At 73.0% G+C, this 17650-nt stretch carries 12 protein-coding genes; 5 read left to right on the top strand and 7 right to left on the bottom strand.

Annotated features, from left to right (window positions below; translation table 11 throughout):
• Nucleotides 1–16: 16 nt before the first annotated feature.
• Entirely contained in the window at nucleotides 17–1144 is a 1128-nt protein-coding gene (locus Val02_RS06190) for an aminotransferase class V-fold PLP-dependent enzyme (protein WP_203897904.1), read from the top strand.
• On the opposite strand, the gene Val02_RS06185 is transcribed toward Val02_RS06190, so the two are convergent.
• Both Val02_RS06185 and Val02_RS06180 read right to left on the bottom strand, forming a co-directional pair.
• Nucleotides 1128–2162, bottom strand: a complete 1035-nt coding sequence (locus tag Val02_RS06185) for a zinc-dependent alcohol dehydrogenase (RefSeq protein ID WP_203897903.1) — start codon at nucleotides 2160–2162, stop codon at nucleotides 1128–1130. The two genes, Val02_RS06190 and Val02_RS06185, sit on opposite strands and share 17 nt — an antisense overlap.
• On the bottom strand, nucleotides 2159–3007 hold the full coding sequence (locus Val02_RS06180; RefSeq protein WP_203897902.1) for a fumarylacetoacetate hydrolase family protein: 849 nt from the start codon (nucleotides 3005–3007) through the stop codon (nucleotides 2159–2161). Before Val02_RS06180 ends, Val02_RS06185 begins: the two co-directional genes overlap by 4 nt.
• Nucleotides 3008–3043: 36 nt before the next feature.
• Between Val02_RS06180 and Val02_RS06175 the strand changes: the two genes are divergently transcribed.
• Complete coding sequence (locus Val02_RS06175) at nucleotides 3044–4759, top strand: IlvD/Edd family dehydratase (RefSeq protein WP_203897901.1); 1716 nt, start codon at nucleotides 3044–3046, stop codon at nucleotides 4757–4759.
• 4 nt (nucleotides 4760–4763) lie between these two features.
• On the opposite strand, the gene Val02_RS06170 is transcribed toward Val02_RS06175, so the two are convergent.
• Nucleotides 4764–5501, bottom strand: a complete 738-nt coding sequence (locus tag Val02_RS06170) for a tyrosine-protein phosphatase (protein ID WP_203897900.1) — start codon at nucleotides 5499–5501, stop codon at nucleotides 4764–4766.
• A gap of 10 nt (nucleotides 5502–5511) precedes the next feature.
• Nucleotides 5512–5784 carry a hypothetical protein gene (locus tag Val02_RS06165; protein WP_203897899.1) on the bottom strand — a complete coding sequence of 91 codons (273 nt, stop codon included), beginning with the start codon at nucleotides 5782–5784 and terminating at the stop codon, nucleotides 5512–5514.
• Between the two features lie 330 nt (nucleotides 5785–6114).
• On the opposite strand from Val02_RS06165, the gene Val02_RS06160 reads away from it, so the two are divergent.
• Nucleotides 6115–9111: a galactose oxidase family protein gene (locus Val02_RS06160; protein WP_239152458.1), complete on the top strand. Its 2997-nt coding sequence runs from the start codon at nucleotides 6115–6117 to the stop codon at nucleotides 9109–9111.
• Between the two features lie 32 nt (nucleotides 9112–9143).
• Here Val02_RS06160 and Val02_RS06155 read toward each other — a convergent pair whose 3' ends face one another.
• Entirely contained in the window at nucleotides 9144–10967 is a 1824-nt protein-coding gene (locus Val02_RS06155) for an ATP-binding protein (RefSeq protein ID WP_203897898.1), read from the bottom strand.
• 221 nt (nucleotides 10968–11188) lie between these two features.
• Between Val02_RS06155 and Val02_RS06150 the strand changes: the two genes are divergently transcribed.
• Together Val02_RS06150 and Val02_RS06145 are read left to right on the top strand one after the other, a co-directional pair.
• Complete coding sequence (locus Val02_RS06150; protein WP_203897897.1) at nucleotides 11189–13600, top strand: ATP-binding protein; 2412 nt, start codon at nucleotides 11189–11191, stop codon at nucleotides 13598–13600.
• 9 nt (nucleotides 13601–13609) lie between these two features.
• Nucleotides 13610–15895 (top strand): glycoside hydrolase family 3 C-terminal domain-containing protein, encoded by a 2286-nt coding sequence (locus Val02_RS06145; RefSeq protein WP_203897896.1) that lies wholly within the window; start codon nucleotides 13610–13612, stop codon nucleotides 15893–15895.
• Here the strand turns inward: Val02_RS06145 and Val02_RS06140 are convergent.
• The gene (locus Val02_RS06140; RefSeq protein WP_203897895.1) at nucleotides 15837–16967 is read right to left on the bottom strand and encodes a zinc-binding dehydrogenase; all 1131 of its coding nucleotides are present in this window, start codon (nucleotides 16965–16967) and stop codon (nucleotides 15837–15839) included. The two genes, Val02_RS06145 and Val02_RS06140, sit on opposite strands and share 59 nt — an antisense overlap.
• A gap of 45 nt (nucleotides 16968–17012) precedes the next feature.
• On the bottom strand, nucleotides 17013–17633 hold the full coding sequence (locus tag Val02_RS06135; protein WP_203897894.1) for a TetR/AcrR family transcriptional regulator: 621 nt from the start codon (nucleotides 17631–17633) through the stop codon (nucleotides 17013–17015).
• Between the last annotated feature and the right edge of the window lie 17 nt (nucleotides 17634–17650).

Genomic DNA, 17650 nt, shown 5'->3' with positions numbered 1-17650 from the left:
TGGATAGGCTCGGGCGGTGATCGCGCGCCTGTCCGACGCGTTCGGCGACTTCGCCGGCCGCAGCTGGCTCAACACCGCCCACCAGGGGGCGCTGCCGCTGCCGGCCGCCGAGGCGGCGCACGAGGCGATCCGCTGGAAGACGGCGCCGCACGAGCTGACCACCGAACGCTTCGAGGAGGTCCCACGCCGGCTGCGCACCGCCCTGGGCCGCCTCGTCGGGGCGCCACCCGGGCAGATCGTGCTCGCCAACAGCGCCTCCTACGGGCTGCACCTCATCGCGAACGCCTACCCGTGGGCGCCCGGCGACGAGGTGCTCGTGATGGCCGGCGACTTCCCGTCCGACATCTTCCCGTGGCTCACGCTCGAGCGGCGCGGCGTGACGACCCGGCGGGTGCGGCCCGCGGACCGGATGGTGACCGCCGACGAACTGGCCGCCGCCGTCACGCCGCGCACGAGACTCTTCTGCGTCACCTGGGTGCACTCGTTCTCCGGCAAGGTCGCCGACCTCGACGCCCTCGGCGCCGTGTGCCGGGAACGCGGCGTGCACTTCGTCGTCAACGGCTCCCAGGCCGTCGGCGCCCGGCCGCTCGACGTGTCCCGCGCACCGGTCGACGCCCTGGTCAGCGTGGGCTTCAAGTGGCTGTGCGGCCCCTACGGCACCGGCTTCGCGTGGCTGTCCCCGGCCCTGCGCGCGGTGCTCGTTCCCCCGAAGGCCTATTGGCTCGCCTACCTGTCCCAGCGCGACCTGGCCCGCGACGACCTCGAACCGGAACTGACCCCCGGCGACCGCCACGACCTCGACATCTTCGGCACCGCCAACTTCCACAACTACGTGCCGTGGACCCGGTCCGTGGAGCACGTGCTCGACCTCGGCGTCGACCGGATCCGCGCCCACGACGCCGCCCTTGTCGAACGCCTCACCGAAGGCCTGCGCGCCAAGGGGATGCGGGTCTCCCCGACGGACTCGACCCTGCTGTACTTCTCGCACCCGGACCCCGGCCGCAACAAGGCCCTGCACGAACGGCTCGCCGCCGAGGGGATCGACGTGGCGTTGCGGGCCGGGAGCCTGCGCGCCTCGCCGCACCTCTACAACTCCACAGTGGACGTCGACCGGCTGCTCGACGCCGTCAGCCGCGCGGATTGACGTGCACCTTCGGCGCCGCGCCCCACTCCGGCCGGCGCTGCCCGGCGAGCACGTCCGCCACCTCGTCGAGGCCCACGGTCGCCGCCACCAACGGGGCCGGATCGACGCCGCCGTCGGCGTAACGGGCCGCCGTGTCGGCCAGGGCGCCGGAGGCGCTGAGGACCCCGACGGCCGTCACGTCCGTCAACACCAGCCGCCGCGAGTCCACCAGGCTCGGCTCCCCGGACAGTCCTATGTAGACGACCCGGCCGCCCGGCTCCACCGCGTCGAGCGCGAACCCGGGCATCGCCCGGTCGTTGGTGGCGTCCACGACCGCGTCGAAGGTCCCCTCCGGCGGCCGGTCCCAGACGTGCGTGAAGCCGACGTCGCGGGCGAAATTCACCGTGGGCGCCGCCTTCCCGAGCAGGTGCACCTCGATCCGCTGGGACGCGGCGATGAGGCCCACGAGCAGGCCGATGGTGCCGGGGCCCAGGACGAGCAGCCGCTGCCCCGGGGAGAGGGCCGCGCCGCGCACGGCCCGCAGCGCGTTACCGCCCGGCTCCACCAGCGCGCCGCGCGTGGGATCCAGCTCGCCCGCCGCGCCGCGCGTGGGGTCCGGGTCGCCCAGCGGCACCAACGCGCCCACCGGCACCGGCAGCTGCTCGGCGAGGGCGCCCGGCCAGCCGTTGCGGATGCCGATCTCGTGGCGGTCCGCGCACAGGTGCTGCCGGCCGGAGACGCACCGGCGGCACCTGCCGCAGCCGAGCATCGTGTCACCGGTGACCCGGCGGCCGATCCAGGACGGGTCGACGCCGTCCCCCACCGACGCGACCCGGCCCGCCCACTCGTGGCCCAGCCGGATCGGATAGGCCGCCTCGCCGCTGTGCAGGTACGCCATCTCGCCGGTGAAGAACTCCACGTCGGTGCCGCAGACGCCGCACCGCTCGACGTCCACCACCACCTCGCCCGGCCCCGGAACGGGCGGCGCGATGTCGCGCACCTCCGCCCGTCCCGGGCCCGTGACGACGAAGGCTCTCATCGGGGCGGCAGGACTTCCGACCGCTGCTCGCCCAGCCCGGCGATCCCGAGCGTGACCACGTCGCCCGGCTTGAGGTAGACCGGCGGCTTCATGCCCATGCCCACGCCGGGCGGGGTCCCCGTGTTGATCAGGTCCCCCGGCTCCAGCACCATGAACTGGCTGAGGTACCGCACGATCTCGTACGGGTCGAAGACCATCGTGGCCGTCGTGCCGGTCTGGCGGCGTTCGCCGTTGACGTCGAGCCACATGTCGAGCGCGGAGACGTCGGAGAGCTCGTCGGCCGTCACGAGCACCGGCCCCGCCGGGTTGAACGTCTCCGCCGACTTGCCCTTCGACCACTGCCCCGAGCGCTCGATCTGGAACTCCCGCTCGCTCACGTCGTTGACCAGCACCCAGCCGGCGATGGCGTCCCGGGCGGCGGCGTGGTCGTCGAGGTAGCTCGCGCGCTTACCGATGACGATGCCGAGTTCCACCTCCCAGTCGAGCTTCGTGGAGCCGCGCGGCTGCCGGATGCCGTCGCGCGGCCCGACCAGCGTGTTCGGCGACTTGGTGAACAGGATCGGCTCGGCCGGCACCGCCGCCCCCGTCTCGGCGGCGTGGTCGGAGTAGTTCAGCCCGATGCAGAGGATCTGGTGCGGCCGGGCGATCGGCGGCCCGACCCGTTCGTCCCCGAACTCGTGCACCGGGGCGGCGGTCACGATGTCCGGCAGCGAGTCGAGGCCGCCGTCGTCGAAGAAGGCGCCGTCGAAGTCGCGCACCACACCCGAGACGTCGGCGTACCGGTTTTCGTCGAGCCGGACGACGGGTCGTTCGGCTCCGGGCCGGCCGAGTCGCATCAGTTGCATCGTGTTCTCCCCTGATCGTGATGTAGAACATTTCACATGACCACGTTGCGCAGCGCCCAGTGGTACGCCGGATCCGATCGCCATGCCTACCTCCACCGGGCCTGGATGCGCCGCGGCGCGCCCAATTCGGCGTTCGAGGGGCGCCCACAGGTGGCCATCGCCAACACCGCCTCCGACCTGACGCCGTGCAACGCCCACCTGGACGAGGTGGCGACGGCCGTCAAGCAGGGCGTGTGGGAGGCGGGTGGCGTTCCGCTCAACCTGCCGGTCGTCTCATTGGGTGAGACACAGGTCCGGCCGACGGCGATGCTCTGGCGCAACATGGCCGCGATGGCCATCGAGGAGATGCTGCGCGCCAACCCGATCGACGGCGTGGTGCTCCTCGGCGGCTGCGACAAGACCATCCCGGCCCTGCTCATGGCGGCCGCCTCGGTGGACCTGCCGGCCGTCGTGGTGCCGGGCGGGCCGATGCTCACCGGGACGTTCCGGGGGGTGCCGCTGGGCTGTGGGACCGACGTGTGGAAGCTCTCCGAGGAGGTGCGCGCGGGCACGCTGTCGGCGGAGCAGTTCCTGGACTCCGAGTCGTCGATGATCCGCAGCCGGGGGCACTGCAACACCATGGGGACCGCCTCCACCATGGGGCTGGTCACCGAGGCGCTGGGGATGACGTTCCCCGGGACGGCCGGGCTGCCGGCGCCGGACAGCCGCCTGCTGCGCCAGGCCCACGACACCGGCCGACTCGCGGTCGAGCTGATCGCGGCGGACCGCCGTCCGTCGAGCGTGCTCACCGCGGGATCTTTCCGGAACGCCATTGTCGCGCTGGCCGCGATCGGCGGTTCGACGAACGCGGTCGTGCACCTGCTGGCGATCGCCGGCCGGCTGGGCGTGCCGCTGACGCTCGACGACTTCGACCGGATCGGCTCGGGTGTGCCGCTCCTCGTCGACCTGCAACCGGCGGGGCGCTTCCTGATGGAGGACATGTACCGGGCGGGCGGGCTGCACGCCGTTCTGCGGGAGGTGGAGGACCTGCTGGACAAGACGGCGATCACGGTGACCGGGCGCCCCCTGGTCGAGCATCTCGGCGAGGCGCGGATCTGGGACCGGGAAGTGATCCGCACCCGCGCCGAGCCGCTGCTGGACGACGCCGGGATCGCGGTGCTGCGGGGCAACCTGGCGCCGGCCGGCGCGATCATCAAGCCGGCGGCGGCCTCCCCGCACCTGCTGCGCCATCGCGGCAAGGCCGTCGTCTTCGACTCGGTGGAGGACTTCCACGCCCGCATCGACGACCCGGAGCTCGACGTGGACGCCGACTCGGTGCTGGTGCTGCGCGGCTGCGGCCCGAAGGGCTACCCCGGCATGCCGGAGGTCTCCAACATGCCGCTGCCGCAGAAGCTGCTGCGCGCCGGGGTGCGCGACATGGTGCGCGTGTGCGACGGGCGGATGAGCGGCACCGCGTACGGGACGGTGGTGCTGCACGTCGCCCCGGAGGCCGCCGACGGAGGGCCGCTGGGCAAGGTGCGCACCGGCGACCCGATCGTGCTCGACGTCGCCGCGCGGCGCATCGACGTGGACGTTCCCCAGGAGGAACTGGACGCGCGTGAACCGTCCGTCGCGATGACCGAGGCCGTGGCGAAACCGCGTCGCGGCTGGGAACAGCTGTATGTCCGGACCGTCCTCGGCGCGGACACCGGCGCGGACTGCGACTTCCTGCTGGGCTCCAGCGGCGATCAGGTGGCACGCGAGTCCCACTGACCCGCTAGCCGGACCTGCCGGTCAGCAGCTCGCGGCGCAGCACGGCGACGTGCGCGTCGCTGACGCCGATCGAGGCCAGATAGCCCTCGATCGAACCGTGGCGCTCCCGCAGTGCGGCGAACAGCGCCGGGATCACCTCGCGGGGCGCCACGGTGAACCGTTCCCAGCGGCGGTCGCCGAAGGTCGCGCCGCGCGCGGCGTGGTACTCGAACGTCGGCTCCTCGGCCAACTCGCTGAGCGCGTAGTCGTCGGCGATGTCGTCCTCGGAGACGCCCAGCAGATACAGCGTGAACGCCGCCACCAGCCCGGTGCGGTCCTTTCCGGCCTGGCAGTGGAAGACCAGCGGCAGCGCCTCCGGGTCGGCGACGGTGCGCAGGGACGCGCCGATCGCCTCGCCGCCGTGCTCGCACATCTCCACGTAGCGCGCGCGGAGGAAGTCGATCCGGGCCTGCGTGTCGCCCTCGAAGTCCGGCCAGTCCGGGTGCACCAGGTGCGCGTGCTGGTAGCGGTGCGGCCCCTCGAAGACCCGCCCGCGGCTGGCGATCTCATCCGGGCGGCGCAGGTCGATGACGGTGCGGATGCCGAGGTCGGCGAAGGTGGCGAGGTCGTCGCCGCTCAGCCGGCACAGTTCGTCGGCGCGGTACAGCAGACCGGACCGGACGGTGCGCCCGTCGAGTCCCTTGTAGCCGCCGAGGTCGCGGAAATTGAAGATGTTCTCGAACGTGATCGCGCGTTCAGTCACCCCGTCGACCCTACGCGGCGGCCTCCCGGGCCACTATTTCCTCGGCCACACGCCGCAGGTCTTCCTTGTCCGGGCTGAATCCGTCGGCGATGTCGGGGTGCAGGGCCGACTTCGTCTCGTCGAGCAGCCGGTCGGCGACGTCGTCGACGGGTTCGCCGCGGGTGTCGCCGTCGACCACCCGCACGGCGCGCCGGAGGGCGGAGTCGAGCTGCTCGGTGAGCGGTTCGCGGAGGTTCTCCGGAACGGTGTCGAGGTCGGCGACGGTCACGTGGGGTTCAGCCATGGCGTGCCGGATTCCCTTAGTGCGGCGGCCGTAAACGGCGGATGAGAGTAACGACACACGATCGCGTCCCGCGGTGGCGCGCCGGCGCTCGGAAGGCCGAAATCTACACGGCGCGTGACGTTCCGGACTGCGCACCGCCACCAAGATCGCTCTGCCCTAGACGCTTCATGAGCCCGCTTGGTTGACATTGCGGAGGCATTGAAATTTTCACATGCTGTCAACACCCGCCGAGGCACTGTCAACGGCCGGACAAGGGGATCTGCCCATCGAGCCGCGTTGCTACTCTGCCGCCGCAGGGTTAACAACAGGGTCGATCCGCGGGGGGCGGGCATGGCGGAAACTCCCGCGCTGCAGCAGGTCGGGACACCTGCGCTGCCGGAGCAGAAGAAGCGCGCGAAGGGCTGGCCGGGCCCGATCGCGGGAGCGATGGTGACGGGGCTGTGCGCCGTCCTGGGAATCGCGGCTTTCGCAAGTGGTACAGCGGATCTTGGGCAGACCGGAAAACCGGACGATCACGATCGTCACACGCCGCAGCTCGTGCCGGCGGCCGTCAAGCAGGCGGCGCCGCTGCCGCGCGGCGGCTGGACGGTGAGCGCGGACAGTCAGGAGCCGACGACCAACAACCAGGCGTCGAAGATGCTCGACGGCGACGCCAACACGTTCTGGCACACCCAGTTCGTCAACGGGACGCCGCCGCTGCCGCACGAGTTCACGCTCGACATGAAGGCCGCCAAGCGCATCTCCGGCGTGACCGTGCTGCCCCGGCCGAAGACCGCCGACGCCGGTTCGGTCAACGGGCGCATCGGGCAGTACAAGGTGCTGGTCAGCACCGACGGGGCCAACTTCACGCTGGTGGCCAGCGGCACGTTCGTCGACGACCCGACGCTCAAGACGGTCACGTTCGCGACGACGACCGCGCGCTACGTGCGGCTGACCGCGCTGACCGAGGCGGCCGACCGCGGCCAGTGGAGTTCGGTCGCGGAGTTCAACGTGCTCGACGGCACCGACCCGCTGCTCCACCGGCAGGGCTGGACGGCGAGCGCGGACAGCCAGGAGACCGCGCCCGGCGCCGACAACCCCGCGTCCAAGGCGCTCGACGGCAACACGGCGACGTACTGGCACAGCAAGTTCGTCAACGGCACGGACGGGCTGCCGCACCAGATCACCATCGACACGCACGGCACGTACCTGATCTCCGGACTCAGCTACCTGCCCCGGCCTACCACCGCCGATCCCGGTTCGGCGAACGGGCGCATCGGCGCGTACCGCATCGAGTCCAGTGTGGACGGTGCGGTGTGGACAGTCGTCGCGAACGGCGCCTTCCCGGACAGCCCGCTGGCCCAGACCGTGACGTTCGACCAGCAGCTGGCCCGCTACGTGCGGCTGGTGGCCACCGGTGAGGCCGCCAACCGCGGACCGTGGTCCAGTGCCGCCGAGCTGAACCTGCACGGGCGCGCGGCCTCGGCCCTGTCCCGCGACGGCTGGACCGTCACCGCGGACAGCGAGGAACCCGTCGACTTCAACGAGGCGTGGCGGATGCTCGACAGCAGCGCGGCGACCTACTGGCACACCCAGTTCGTCAGCGCGACGCCGGCGCTGCCGCACTCCTTCACGCTGGACACCAAGGGCAACACGGCGATGGGCGGCCTGACGCTGCTCACCCGGCCCGGCACCGGCTCGCCCAACGGGCGCATCGGCCAGTACCGGATCGACGTCAGCGGCGACAACGCCACGTGGACCCAGGTGGCCACCGGCACGTTCACCGACACCGCCGGGCAGAAGAGCGTCGTCTTCCCGAACACCACGGCCCGCTACGTGCGGCTGACCGCGCTGACCGAGGCGGGCAACCGCGGCCAGTGGTCCTCCGCGGCCGAGGTGGGCCTCATCGCGCCGCTGGCGCCGGCCGACCCGTCGAAGACGGGTGCGTGGGGTGCGCCCATCGGGCTGCCGGTGATCCCGGTGGCCGTCGTGCCGCTGCCCAACGGCAAGGTGCTCGCCTGGTCCTCCGGCACGCCGGACACGTTCCCGAGCCTGGGCAAGACCTACACGGCGATCGTCGACCCGAACACCCGCGTCGTGACGCCGCAGATCGTCAACCAGACCGGGCACGACATGTTCTGCCCCGGCATCTCGATCATCCCGGACGGCCGGGTGGTCATCACCGGTGGCGACGACACGCGCAAGACCACCATCTACGACCCGGCCAGCAACGCCTGGACCACCGGCCCGCTGATGGTGAAGGAGCGCGGCTACCAGTCCACGACCACGCTGTCGGACGGGCGCGTGTTCAACATCGGCGGTTCGTGGAGCGGCCCGATCGGCGGCAAGAACGGCGAGGTCTGGTCGCCGAGCACCGGCTGGACGGACCTGCCCGGAGCGGCCGTCGGGCCGATGCTGACGGCCGACCCGCAGGGCGTGTACCGCTCGGACAACCACGCGTGGCTCTTCGGCTGGTCCAACGGCACCGTGCTGCAGGCCGGCCCGAGCAAGGCGATGAACTGGTACGGCACCACCGGCACCGGCAGCACGTGGCCGGCCGGTCAGCGCGGCACCGACAACGACGCGATGAACGGCAACGCCGTCATGTACGACACCGGCAAGATCCTGACGCTCGGCGGCTCGCCGGCGTACCAGGAGAGCGCGGCGTCGGCCCGGGCGCACGTGCTGACCATCGCGAGCGGCGGCGGCGCGGTGAACGTGCGCGAGGTGGCGCCGATGGCCAACGCGCGGTCGTTCGCCAACAGCGTCGTGCTGCCGGACGGCAAGGTCGCCGTCTTCGGTGGGCAGACCTGGCCGGTGCCGTTCTCCGACAACACGGCCGTCTACGACGCCGAGATCTGGGACCCGGCCACGGAGACGTTCACGCCGCTCGCCCCGTCGTCGGCGCCGCGCACGTACCACAGCGTCGCGGTGCTGCTGCCGGACGCGCGGGTGTTCACCGGCGGCGGCGGGCTGTGCGGGCCCGGGTGCGCCAACAACCACTGGGACGGGGAGATCTTCACGCCGCCGTACCTGCTGAACGCCGACGGTTCGCCGCGGCCGCGGCCGACGATCACGGGCGCGCCGACGAGTGCGCCCCACGGCGCCGGCATCCTGGTGGCGACGGACCGGCCGGTGTCGAAGTTCGCGCTGGTGCGGTACGGATCGGCGACGCACAGCGTCAACACGGATCAGCGGCGCATCTCGCTCACGGCCACCGAGGGGCCGAACGGGTACAACGTGACGATCCCGGCCGATCCGGGGGTGGCGCTGCCGGGGACGTACATGCTGTTCGCGATGGACGCCAACGGGGTGCCCAGCGTGGCCCGGACGATCCGCATCGGCTGATCACACGGAGCTGAGCGGCTGCCGCCATGGGCTCAGCCGCTCAGCTCCGCCTGCCACAGCGTCTCCACGACCGCCGCCGTCCCGGCCGCCAGATGCCGGCGGTACGTGCTGAACGAGACGTTCAGGCGGCGGGCCGCCAACTCCTGGGTCGGCGGCACCCCGTGCAGGAACGTCACCGCGAGCACCTCGTACAGCCGGGCGTGGCGCGGATCGGCCCGCAGCGCGGCCAACGCGTCGGCGACGACGGCCTTGACCGCGGCGGCCGGTTCCCGTTCCGGGCGGGCGGCCACGAGCCGGCTGCCGGCCAGCGGGTTGGCGGCCAACTCGGTCGGGCTGTGCCAGCGGCGCAGGGCGGCCCGCACGGCCGCGTCGAACTCCTCCTGCGACAGCACGGCGAGTGCGGCCTGCGGGCCGGGGCGCTGCGCCGGGTCGAACCACACGTGGTGCGGCACGGCCCGCCAGTCGTGCGCGTACATCCGGTAGCGGCGGCCGGCGATCGTGACGATGTCCCGGATCGGGTGCTGGTCGAGGCGGGCCATCAGCGGCGCCCAGGCGTCGGTGTCCGGCAGGGCCGTGTAGGACCACGCGAGCCCCTCGGAACGCACCCAGTCGGCCGTGATCCGCAGCAGCACGAGATCGGTCACGGCCCGATCGGCGTCGGGGTGCACGGCGAAGCGGCTGACGGTCAGGTGTTCGCCGGGGCGCAGCGGCCGGTTGCGCCGGCTGTGCTCCCAGGCGGTCGTGAGCAAGGGGTCCGACTCCGGCTGAGAAGCCAGGCTTTGCTGGGAAAGGTAGGCCACCAGCCGGCCCTGCGACCGGTAGACCCGCGACGCGGTCGTCCCGCCCAGCGGCGTGAGGTCGTCGGTCGGCCGGAACGCGGACTCCACGACCCGTTCCAGGGCGGCGCCGGTGGGCATGCCGTCGTCCAGGTGGTACAGCGCGGCTACGGCCGGAAGGACGTCCTCGTCGGGCACCTCGAGCACCCGCGCGGCGGTGAGCTCGCGCAGCCGGCGGCGCAGATCCGCGTGGCCGCGCGGGTCGCGCCAGCGCAGGTCGGCGGAGACGATCTCGCGCACCAGCGGGTCGGCGACGAGGCCGTGCGACCCCGCCGTCACGAACGGCAACCGCCGCAGCCAGTCGAACAGGTCGGCGGCGTCCCGCGCGCACATCGCCCGCAGCAGGTCCTCTGTGGTGACCAGGGCGTGCGCGCACGCCTCCAGCGCGGCGCGGTGCGCCAGGGACGGCAGCGGCCCCACGAGCTGGGCGAGCAGCGCGCGCACCACGTCGCGCGGCGGCTGCCAGATGGAAGCGGTCTCATCAGGGGCGGCGTGTGCCGACAGCCGCAGCGCCAGCGGATGCCCCCGGGTGAACGACAGGATCGCCTCGTGCGCGGCTCCCGGCACCCGCCACGCCCGCAGCAGCGCCCGGGCGTCGCCGGTCGACAGGTTGCCCACCGGCACCACGCGCAGCGTCTCCGTCCAACCCAGGTCGGACCAGCAGCGCGGGTCGAGCGGCTCCCGCCCGGCCAGCACGACGACGACCCCGACCGGCACCCGCGGCAGGAACTGCCGGGCCAGCCACTGCTCCAGCGACCGGCACCGCTCGAACGAGTCGACGAGCAGCACCGCCCGTTCGTCCACGGTCGCCGCCTGTGCCTGCGCCTGGAACTCCCCCGGCGTCGCCGCGGCGCGCCCGTCCACGTGCACGACGGTGCGCCCGCTGTCGGTCGCCTCGTCGGCGAAGCGCTGCAGCAGCGCGGACTTGCCGACGCCGGCCGGCCCGTGCAGGTGCAGGACGGCGTGCGGGCCACCGGCGAGCGCGGCCCTGAACAGGTCGACCTCGGCCTGGCGTCCCACAAAGGTGCGACTGCGCGCGGTTCTTAGCCGTTCCCCCAAAAGGGACCGCGACCGCAGGTCTACGTACACGGCACCTCCTAGACTCGAACGGGACGCGGCCCACGCTAACAACGCACGGTGACCGCCGGTACGGCAGTTTTGAGGCCGCCGAACTGCCGATCAAAGTGCCGAATTCCGACGGCGAAGGTCGACATGCATGAGTCGTTCGGCATGATTGACGCATGCATCCGCAACCGTCGACGGAGACGCCGTCAAGCTTCGCACGGGCCCTGGTACGGGCCCGTACCGACGCGGGTCTCTCCCAGACGGCACTCGCCGACCGGTCCGGGATGAGTGTCCGCGCCATCGGTGACCTGGAAAGAGATCGCGCGCGGCCACGTCGGCGCTCGGCCGAGCTGCTCGGCACCGCGCTCGGCCTGAGCGGTCCCGCGTTGGAGCTGTTCCTGCGGGCGGCGGGTGCGCTCGACGAGGCCGGCGACGGCCTTCCGGTCGGCAGTTTGTGCACGTTGCCTCCTGCCGTGACCGAGTTCGTGGGTCGGGAAGCCGACTTGGCGGCGGTGCGACATGTCGCAGATTCGACAGCGGAGGGTGGCGTTCCGGGGCTTTTGGTGGTGAGTGGCCAGCCCGGCGTCGGAAAGACGACCCTGGCCGTCGCCGCGGGGTACGACGTCAGCGACCGCTTCCCGGACGGGCAGCTGTTCGTGTCGTTGCAGGGGACCGACGCGCGGCCCCTGCCGCCCGCCGAGGCACTGGCGCGGCTGCTGACGGCGCTCGGTGTCGGCGGGTCGAGCCTCCCCACACATCTGGACGACCGGATGTCCCTCTATCACGCTCTGTTACACACCCGGCGCGTGTTGGTGATCTTCGACGACGCGGTCAGCGAGGCGCAGGTGCGGCCGCTGCTGCCGGTCGGCGGCTGCCTCGGGCTGGTCACCAGCCGGCACCGCCTCGCCGGGCTGCCCGCCAACGAGCGGATCTTCCTGGACGTTCTCGCCGAGGACCAGGCCGCCGCGCTGCTGTCGCGCATCGTCGGGCCGGACCGGTGCGCGGCCGAGCCCGAGGCGACCGGCGCGCTCGCCGACGGCTGCGGCCGGCTGCCGCTGGCGCTGCGGATCGCCGCCAACCGCCTCGCCAGCCGTCCACATTGGACACTCGCCCGGCTGGTCGACCGGCTCGGCGACGAGCATCGGCGGCTGGACGAGCTGAAGGCCGGCGACCTGACCATCCGCAGCGCGTTCGAGGTGTCGTACCGGCAGCTGCGTCCCCCGGCGGCCACCCTGTTCCGGCGGCTGCCGCTCGTGGACGGCCCCGACTTCGGCGCCGACCTGGCCGCCCCGCTGCTCGACACCGACCTGGACACCGCCGAGGAGGTGCTGGACGAGCTGGTCGAGGCGAGCCTCCTGGAGCCCGCCGGCACCGACCGGTTCCGGGTGCACGACCTGGTGGAGCTCTTCGCCGCGCGCAAGCTCGAGGACGACGACCCGCCGGAGGAACGCCGCCGCGCCGACGAGCGGCTCGTCACGCACCTGCTGACGACGGCGATCCACGCGGGGGCGTTCTTCGAGGTCGACCGCGGCATCGCCGAGCGGCTGCGCCGGTGGCCGCAGGGCCGGCCGCTGCGCAACCGGGCCGAGGCGGTGCGCTGGCTGACCGCGGAGTCGCCGCACTGGTTCGACGCGCTGCGGCGGGCCGCGCAGTCCGGGCGGCACCGGCTGGTGGTCGACGTCGGCGAGGCCATGCACTGGTACTCCGACCTGCACTACCTGCCGGAGATCTGGCCGACGGTGTTCGGGCTGACGACGCGTGCGGCGCAGGCGGCCGGGCTGCGTGCCGAGGAGGCCACCCAGCGCAACTACCTCGGCTGGGCCCTGAACATCTGCGAGGGCCGCGTCGCCGACGCGCTCACCGAGCACGAGACCGCCCTGCGCATCGCCCGCGAGGTGCGGGACATCCGCGAGCAGGCGTGGTCGCTGATGTACCTGGGCAGCCTGCACGTGCGGGCCGGGGAGGCGCGGGCCGTCGAGGAGTGCCGCGCCGCGCTGGATCTGATGATGACGACCGGCGACGGGACGGGTGTCGCGCAGGCCCGCTACTACCTGGGCCGGGTGCTGTTCGGCCTCGGGCACCACCTGCAGTCGGAGCTGTACTTCATGCAGGCGGAGCTGTACTGCCGGGAGTACCTGCGCGTCTCGCCGGACCCCGAGGGGACCATGGCGGCCACGCTCGGCTACACGCTCATGTGGCGTTCCACCAACCTGCTCGCGATGGGCGCGTGGCACGACGTGATCCGGATCGCGGACGAGGTGACGGCGCGGTTCATGCTGCTCGGCCGGGCCGGGTGGTGCGCCCGGGCGCTGGTGTGCGCCGCCGAGGCCGAGGCCCACCTGGGGAAGCTGGACAGCGCGCTGGAGCGGCTGGGCCGGGCGGTGGAGACGTTCGGGCGGCTCGGCGACCGGCAGCAGGAGGCGCAGGCGCTGCTGGCCGCCGCGGCGCTGTACGAGCGGACCGGCGAATCGGAGCGGGCGGCCGCCGCCCGGGAGCAGGTGCACGCGCTCGCCGCCGGCACCGAGGGCGACGTCGGCCGCCGGCTGCGCAGCCTCGTGCAGACCGGCAAGAACCCGGACTACAGCTAATGTGCGGGGATGGACGACTGGTCTGTCTCCGAGAAGGTCGCGCTGACGTGCGGTGACGGCCAGTGGCCGACCCGGGCGCTGCCGGCGCGCGGCGTCCCGTCGATCGTGCTGTCGGACGGTCCGCACGGCGTGCGCCGCCCGCGTGACGCCGCCGCCCTGATGATGAACGACGCCGAGCCCGCCACCTGCTTCCCGACCGGTTCCGCGCTCGCCGCCACGTGGGACCCGGACCTGGTGCACGAGGTCGGTGCCGCGCTCGGCGCCGAGGCCCGCGCGCTCGGCGTCGCCGTCCTGCTCGGCCCGGGCGCCAACATCAAGCGCACCCCGCTCTGCGGGCGCAACTTCGAGTACTTCTCCGAGGACCCGTTCCTGTCGGCGACGCTCGCCACCGCGTGGATCGCCGGCGTGCAGGGCGCCGGTGTCGGCGCGTCGCTGAAGCACTTCGCCGTCAACAACTGCGAGTTCCGCCGCTACGGCATCGACACCTACGTCGACGAGCGGGCGCTGCGCGAGATCTACCTGGCGAGCTTCGAGGCGGCGGTGGTCGAGGGCCGGCCGGCGACGGTGATGGCCGCGTACAACCGGCTGCACGGCACGCACTGCACCGAGCACCGCTGGCTGCTGACCGACCTGCTGCGCGGCGAGTGGGGCTTCGAAGGGTTGGTCGTGTCGGACTGGGGGGCGACGTTCGACCGGGTGCCGGCGATCGCGGCCGGGTGCGACCTGCAGATGCCGGGCTTCCCGGGCACCGACGAGGACGTGGTCGCCGCCGTCCGGGACGGGCGACTGTCCGATGTGGACCTGACCGCGGCCGCCCGCCGGGTGGTCTGTCTGGTCCGGCGTTCTTCGACGGAACCGGCACCGACTGCCGACCTCGACCGTCACCACGCACTTGCCAGGAGAGCGGCGGCGGCCGGCACGGTGCTGCTGCGCAACGACGACGGTCTTCTTCCCCTGCCGCCCGGCACGAAGCTCGCCGTCATCGGGGCGTTCGCGCGGGAGCCGCGTTACCAGGGCGCCGGCAGCTCACGCATGAACCCGCCCCGGGTCGACGACGCGCTGTCGGCCCTGCGGGAGGAGTTCGACGTGGTGTACGCCGAAGGCTACGAACGGCACACCGACACCGCCCCCGACCCGCGGCTGCTGGCGAAGGCGCGCGCGGCCGCCCGGGACTGCGACGTGGCGCTCGTCTTCGTCGGGCTGCCGGAGACGGCGGAGACCGAGGGCGTGGACCGGGCGCACCTGCGGCTGCCGGCGGCCCATGACGCGCTCGTGACGGCCGTGTCGGGCGCCGGTACCCGAACGGTCGTCATCCTGCAGAACGGCGCACCCGTGGAGATGCCGTGGCTGGACGGCGTTCCGGCCGTGGTGGAGGCGTATCTCGGCGGGCAGGCCGGCGGCAGCGCGCTCGCCGACGTGCTCACCGGTCGGGTGGAGCCGGGCGGCCGGCTGGCGGAGACGTTCCCGGTGCGGTGGGGCGATCATCCGGTGTCGGCCATGCCGGTGGGGCCGCGCCGGGTGGAGTACCGGGAGAGCCTCTACGTCGGCTACCGCTACTTCGACAGCGCCGGCGTGCGGCCGCTGTTCCCCTTCGGCCACGGCCTGTCGTACACCACCTTCTCCTGGGGCCCGCTCACCGTCTCCGACGAGGGCGAGGTGGCCGTCGACATCACCAACACCGGCGACCGTGCGGGTAGCGAGGTCGTGCAGATCTACGTGCGGGACGAGGAGGCGGCGCGATTCCGGCCCGCGCAGGAGCTGAAGGCGTTCCGTAAAGTCACGCTGGACCCCGGTCGGACCGAAACGGTGCGGCTACGTCTCGACCGGCGGGCCTTCGCCTATTGGGTCCCGGGGACGGGCTGGACCGTGGAGGCCGGCACCTTCGAGATCCGCGCCGGGGCCTCCAGCCGCGACATCCGCGCCACCGCGACCATCACGCTCGACGGCGCCACGCTTCCGTCCACTGTGGAGTATCGCGACCCGCGGGGCGGCTTCCCCCGGGACGAGTTCCTCGCGCTGCACGGCGGTCCGGTGCCGGAGGACGCACCGGAGTACACGATGGACACCGCGTTCGAGGACATGCCGGGGGCGGCGGCGGCGCTCTTGCGGGGCGTGCTGCGCACCGCGGAGACGGTCGTCAACCGGACCGTCGACGACCCGGTGACCCGCCTGCTGATCAGCCAGACCCGCAAGGACGCCAACCCGCGCATCCTCCCGCTGGTCAGCGACGGCCGGATCACGCCGCGGATGGCGCGGGCGCTGTTCCGTCTCGTGCGGGCACGATCAAGGCCTTGACCACGCGCTGCGCCGCGACGTCCGCCAACGCCCGCTGCGCCTCGTCGAGCCCGTACTCACGGCTGATCAGCTCCGTCCACGGGAACTGCGCGGCGTAGCGTGCCATCACCCGGACCGACCGGTACACGTGCCCGGCGTCGCTGCCCCAGCAGCCGCGCACGTCGAGGTGCTTCTTGTTGAGGTCCAGGTGCGGGTTGAACGTCGCCGTGCCCGCGTCGGTGTACTGACCCACGACCACGTACCGGCCGGCGTCGCGGGTGAGCCGCATCCCCTCGGGAACCGCCGACGGCACCCCGGTCGCCTCGATGGTCACGTCCGCGCCCCGCCCGCCGGTGACCTCCCGGACGGCCTGTAGGCGTTCGCTCTCGGCGAGCGTCGCGATGTCGAGCACCAGGTCGGCCCCGAACCGGCGCGCCGCGGCGAGCCGCACGTCCGGCCCGCCGACGACGATGACCTGCCCCGCGCCGCGCAACTGGGCGAGGACCGCCGCGCACAGCCCGACCGGCCCGGCGCCCTGCACGAGCACGGTGTCGCCGAACGCGATCTCCCCCAGCGACACCGCGTGCAGCGCCGTCGGCATCCCGCACCCGCCGGCGAGGAACGCCCGCCACGCGAACCCGTCCGGCAGCGGCACCACGTGCACACCCGGCCGGAGATGGATGTACTCGGCCCAGCCGCCGTACAGCCCGTCGTCGGCCGACATGGTGACCCCGTACACCTTCCGGTACGGGCAGCGCGTGCTCGCCTTGCCCACCGTGCAGTACCAGCACCGCCCGCAGGTGCCGTACACGTCGAGGAACGTCACCGTCTGCCCGACCCGCAGCGGCGCGCCGTCGACGTCGCGCGGCGGCTCCCCCGGCCCGAACGCCGCGATCTCGCCGACGCTCACGTGCCCCGGAATGATCGGGTAGGGCACGCCGGCGAGCTGGCCCTTCCACAGGTGGCCGTCGGTGCCGCAGACCTCGCTGCCGAGCGTGCGCAGCAGGATCGCACCCGGCTCGAGCGCGGGACGGTCGAACGCGCGCGTCTCCAGCGGGGCGCCCGGATTCGGCATCACGACGGCATTGATCATGCGCCTCAGCCTAACCGGGGCACCTCATCGGGACCGCGACCGCGCTCAGGGCGGCGGGGCGAGGTGGCGCAGGTGGGTGCGCACGACGGCGAGACAGGTGTCGGCGTCGACGAGATCCGGGTGCAGTGCGGCGTTGACGCCGAGGCCGTCGAGCAGGGCGGTGAGGCGTTCGGTCTCCAGGTCGAGGTCGACGTCCGACCGGATCGCCCCGGCGCGCGCGAGCCGCCCGAGGACCCGCCGCACGAGCGCCCGGGCGCCGCGCGCGGCGGTGCGGGCCAGGTCGGCGAGGTCGGGATCGGTACGGGCGGCGGCGCTGAAGTCCAGGAAGATCATCAGCTCGGCGCGCCGCGCGTCGTCCAGCGGCAGCAACTCCCCGAACATCTCCACGGCCCGGGCGCGCAACGCCTCCGGGTCGTCCCCCGCCTCGGCCGCCGCCGCGACGCGGCGCATCAGCCGGGCGGCGACCCGGTCGAGCATCGCGCTCATGGCGAAGCGCATCAGCTCGGGCTGGCTCGCGAAGTAGTGCCGCAGCGAGCCGATGTTCAGCTCCGCCTCGGCGGCGACGGTGCGCAGCGAGACGCGCGGGAGCCCCTCGCGCAGGGCCACGCGGAAGAGCGCGTCGACGACGTCGGCACGCCGGGCGTCGGGGTCGACCTGCTTGGGCACGCCCCACGTTTTATCAC

The organism is Virgisporangium aliadipatigenens (genome assembly GCF_016863615.1).
Classification (GTDB): domain Bacteria; phylum Actinomycetota; class Actinomycetes; order Mycobacteriales; family Micromonosporaceae; genus Virgisporangium; species Virgisporangium aliadipatigenens.
This window is presented reverse-complemented; position numbering and strand designations above follow the sequence as displayed.

Bases quoted from the DNA above. Each gene is read 5' to 3' on its own strand.
- Val02_RS06185 (WP_203897903.1), bottom strand. From the start codon at position 2,162: ATGAGAGCCTTCGTCGTCACGGGCCCGGGACGGGCGGAGGTGCGCGAC.
- Val02_RS06150 (WP_203897897.1), top strand. From the start codon at position 11,189: ATGCATCCGCAACCGTCGACGGAGACGCCGTCAAGCTTCGCACGGGCC.
- Val02_RS06175 (WP_203897901.1), top strand. From the start codon at position 3,044: ATGACCACGTTGCGCAGCGCCCAGTGGTACGCCGGATCCGATCGCCAT.
- Val02_RS06160 (WP_239152458.1), top strand. From the start codon at position 6,115: ATGGCGGAAACTCCCGCGCTGCAGCAGGTCGGGACACCTGCGCTGCCG.
- Val02_RS06165 (WP_203897899.1), bottom strand. From the start codon at position 5,784: ATGGCTGAACCCCACGTGACCGTCGCCGACCTCGACACCGTTCCGGAG.
- Val02_RS06145 (WP_203897896.1), top strand. From the start codon at position 13,610: ATGGACGACTGGTCTGTCTCCGAGAAGGTCGCGCTGACGTGCGGTGAC.
- Val02_RS06140 (WP_203897895.1), bottom strand. From the start codon at position 16,967: ATGATCAATGCCGTCGTGATGCCGAATCCGGGCGCCCCGCTGGAGACG.
- Val02_RS06180 (WP_203897902.1), bottom strand. From the start codon at position 3,007: ATGCAACTGATGCGACTCGGCCGGCCCGGAGCCGAACGACCCGTCGTC.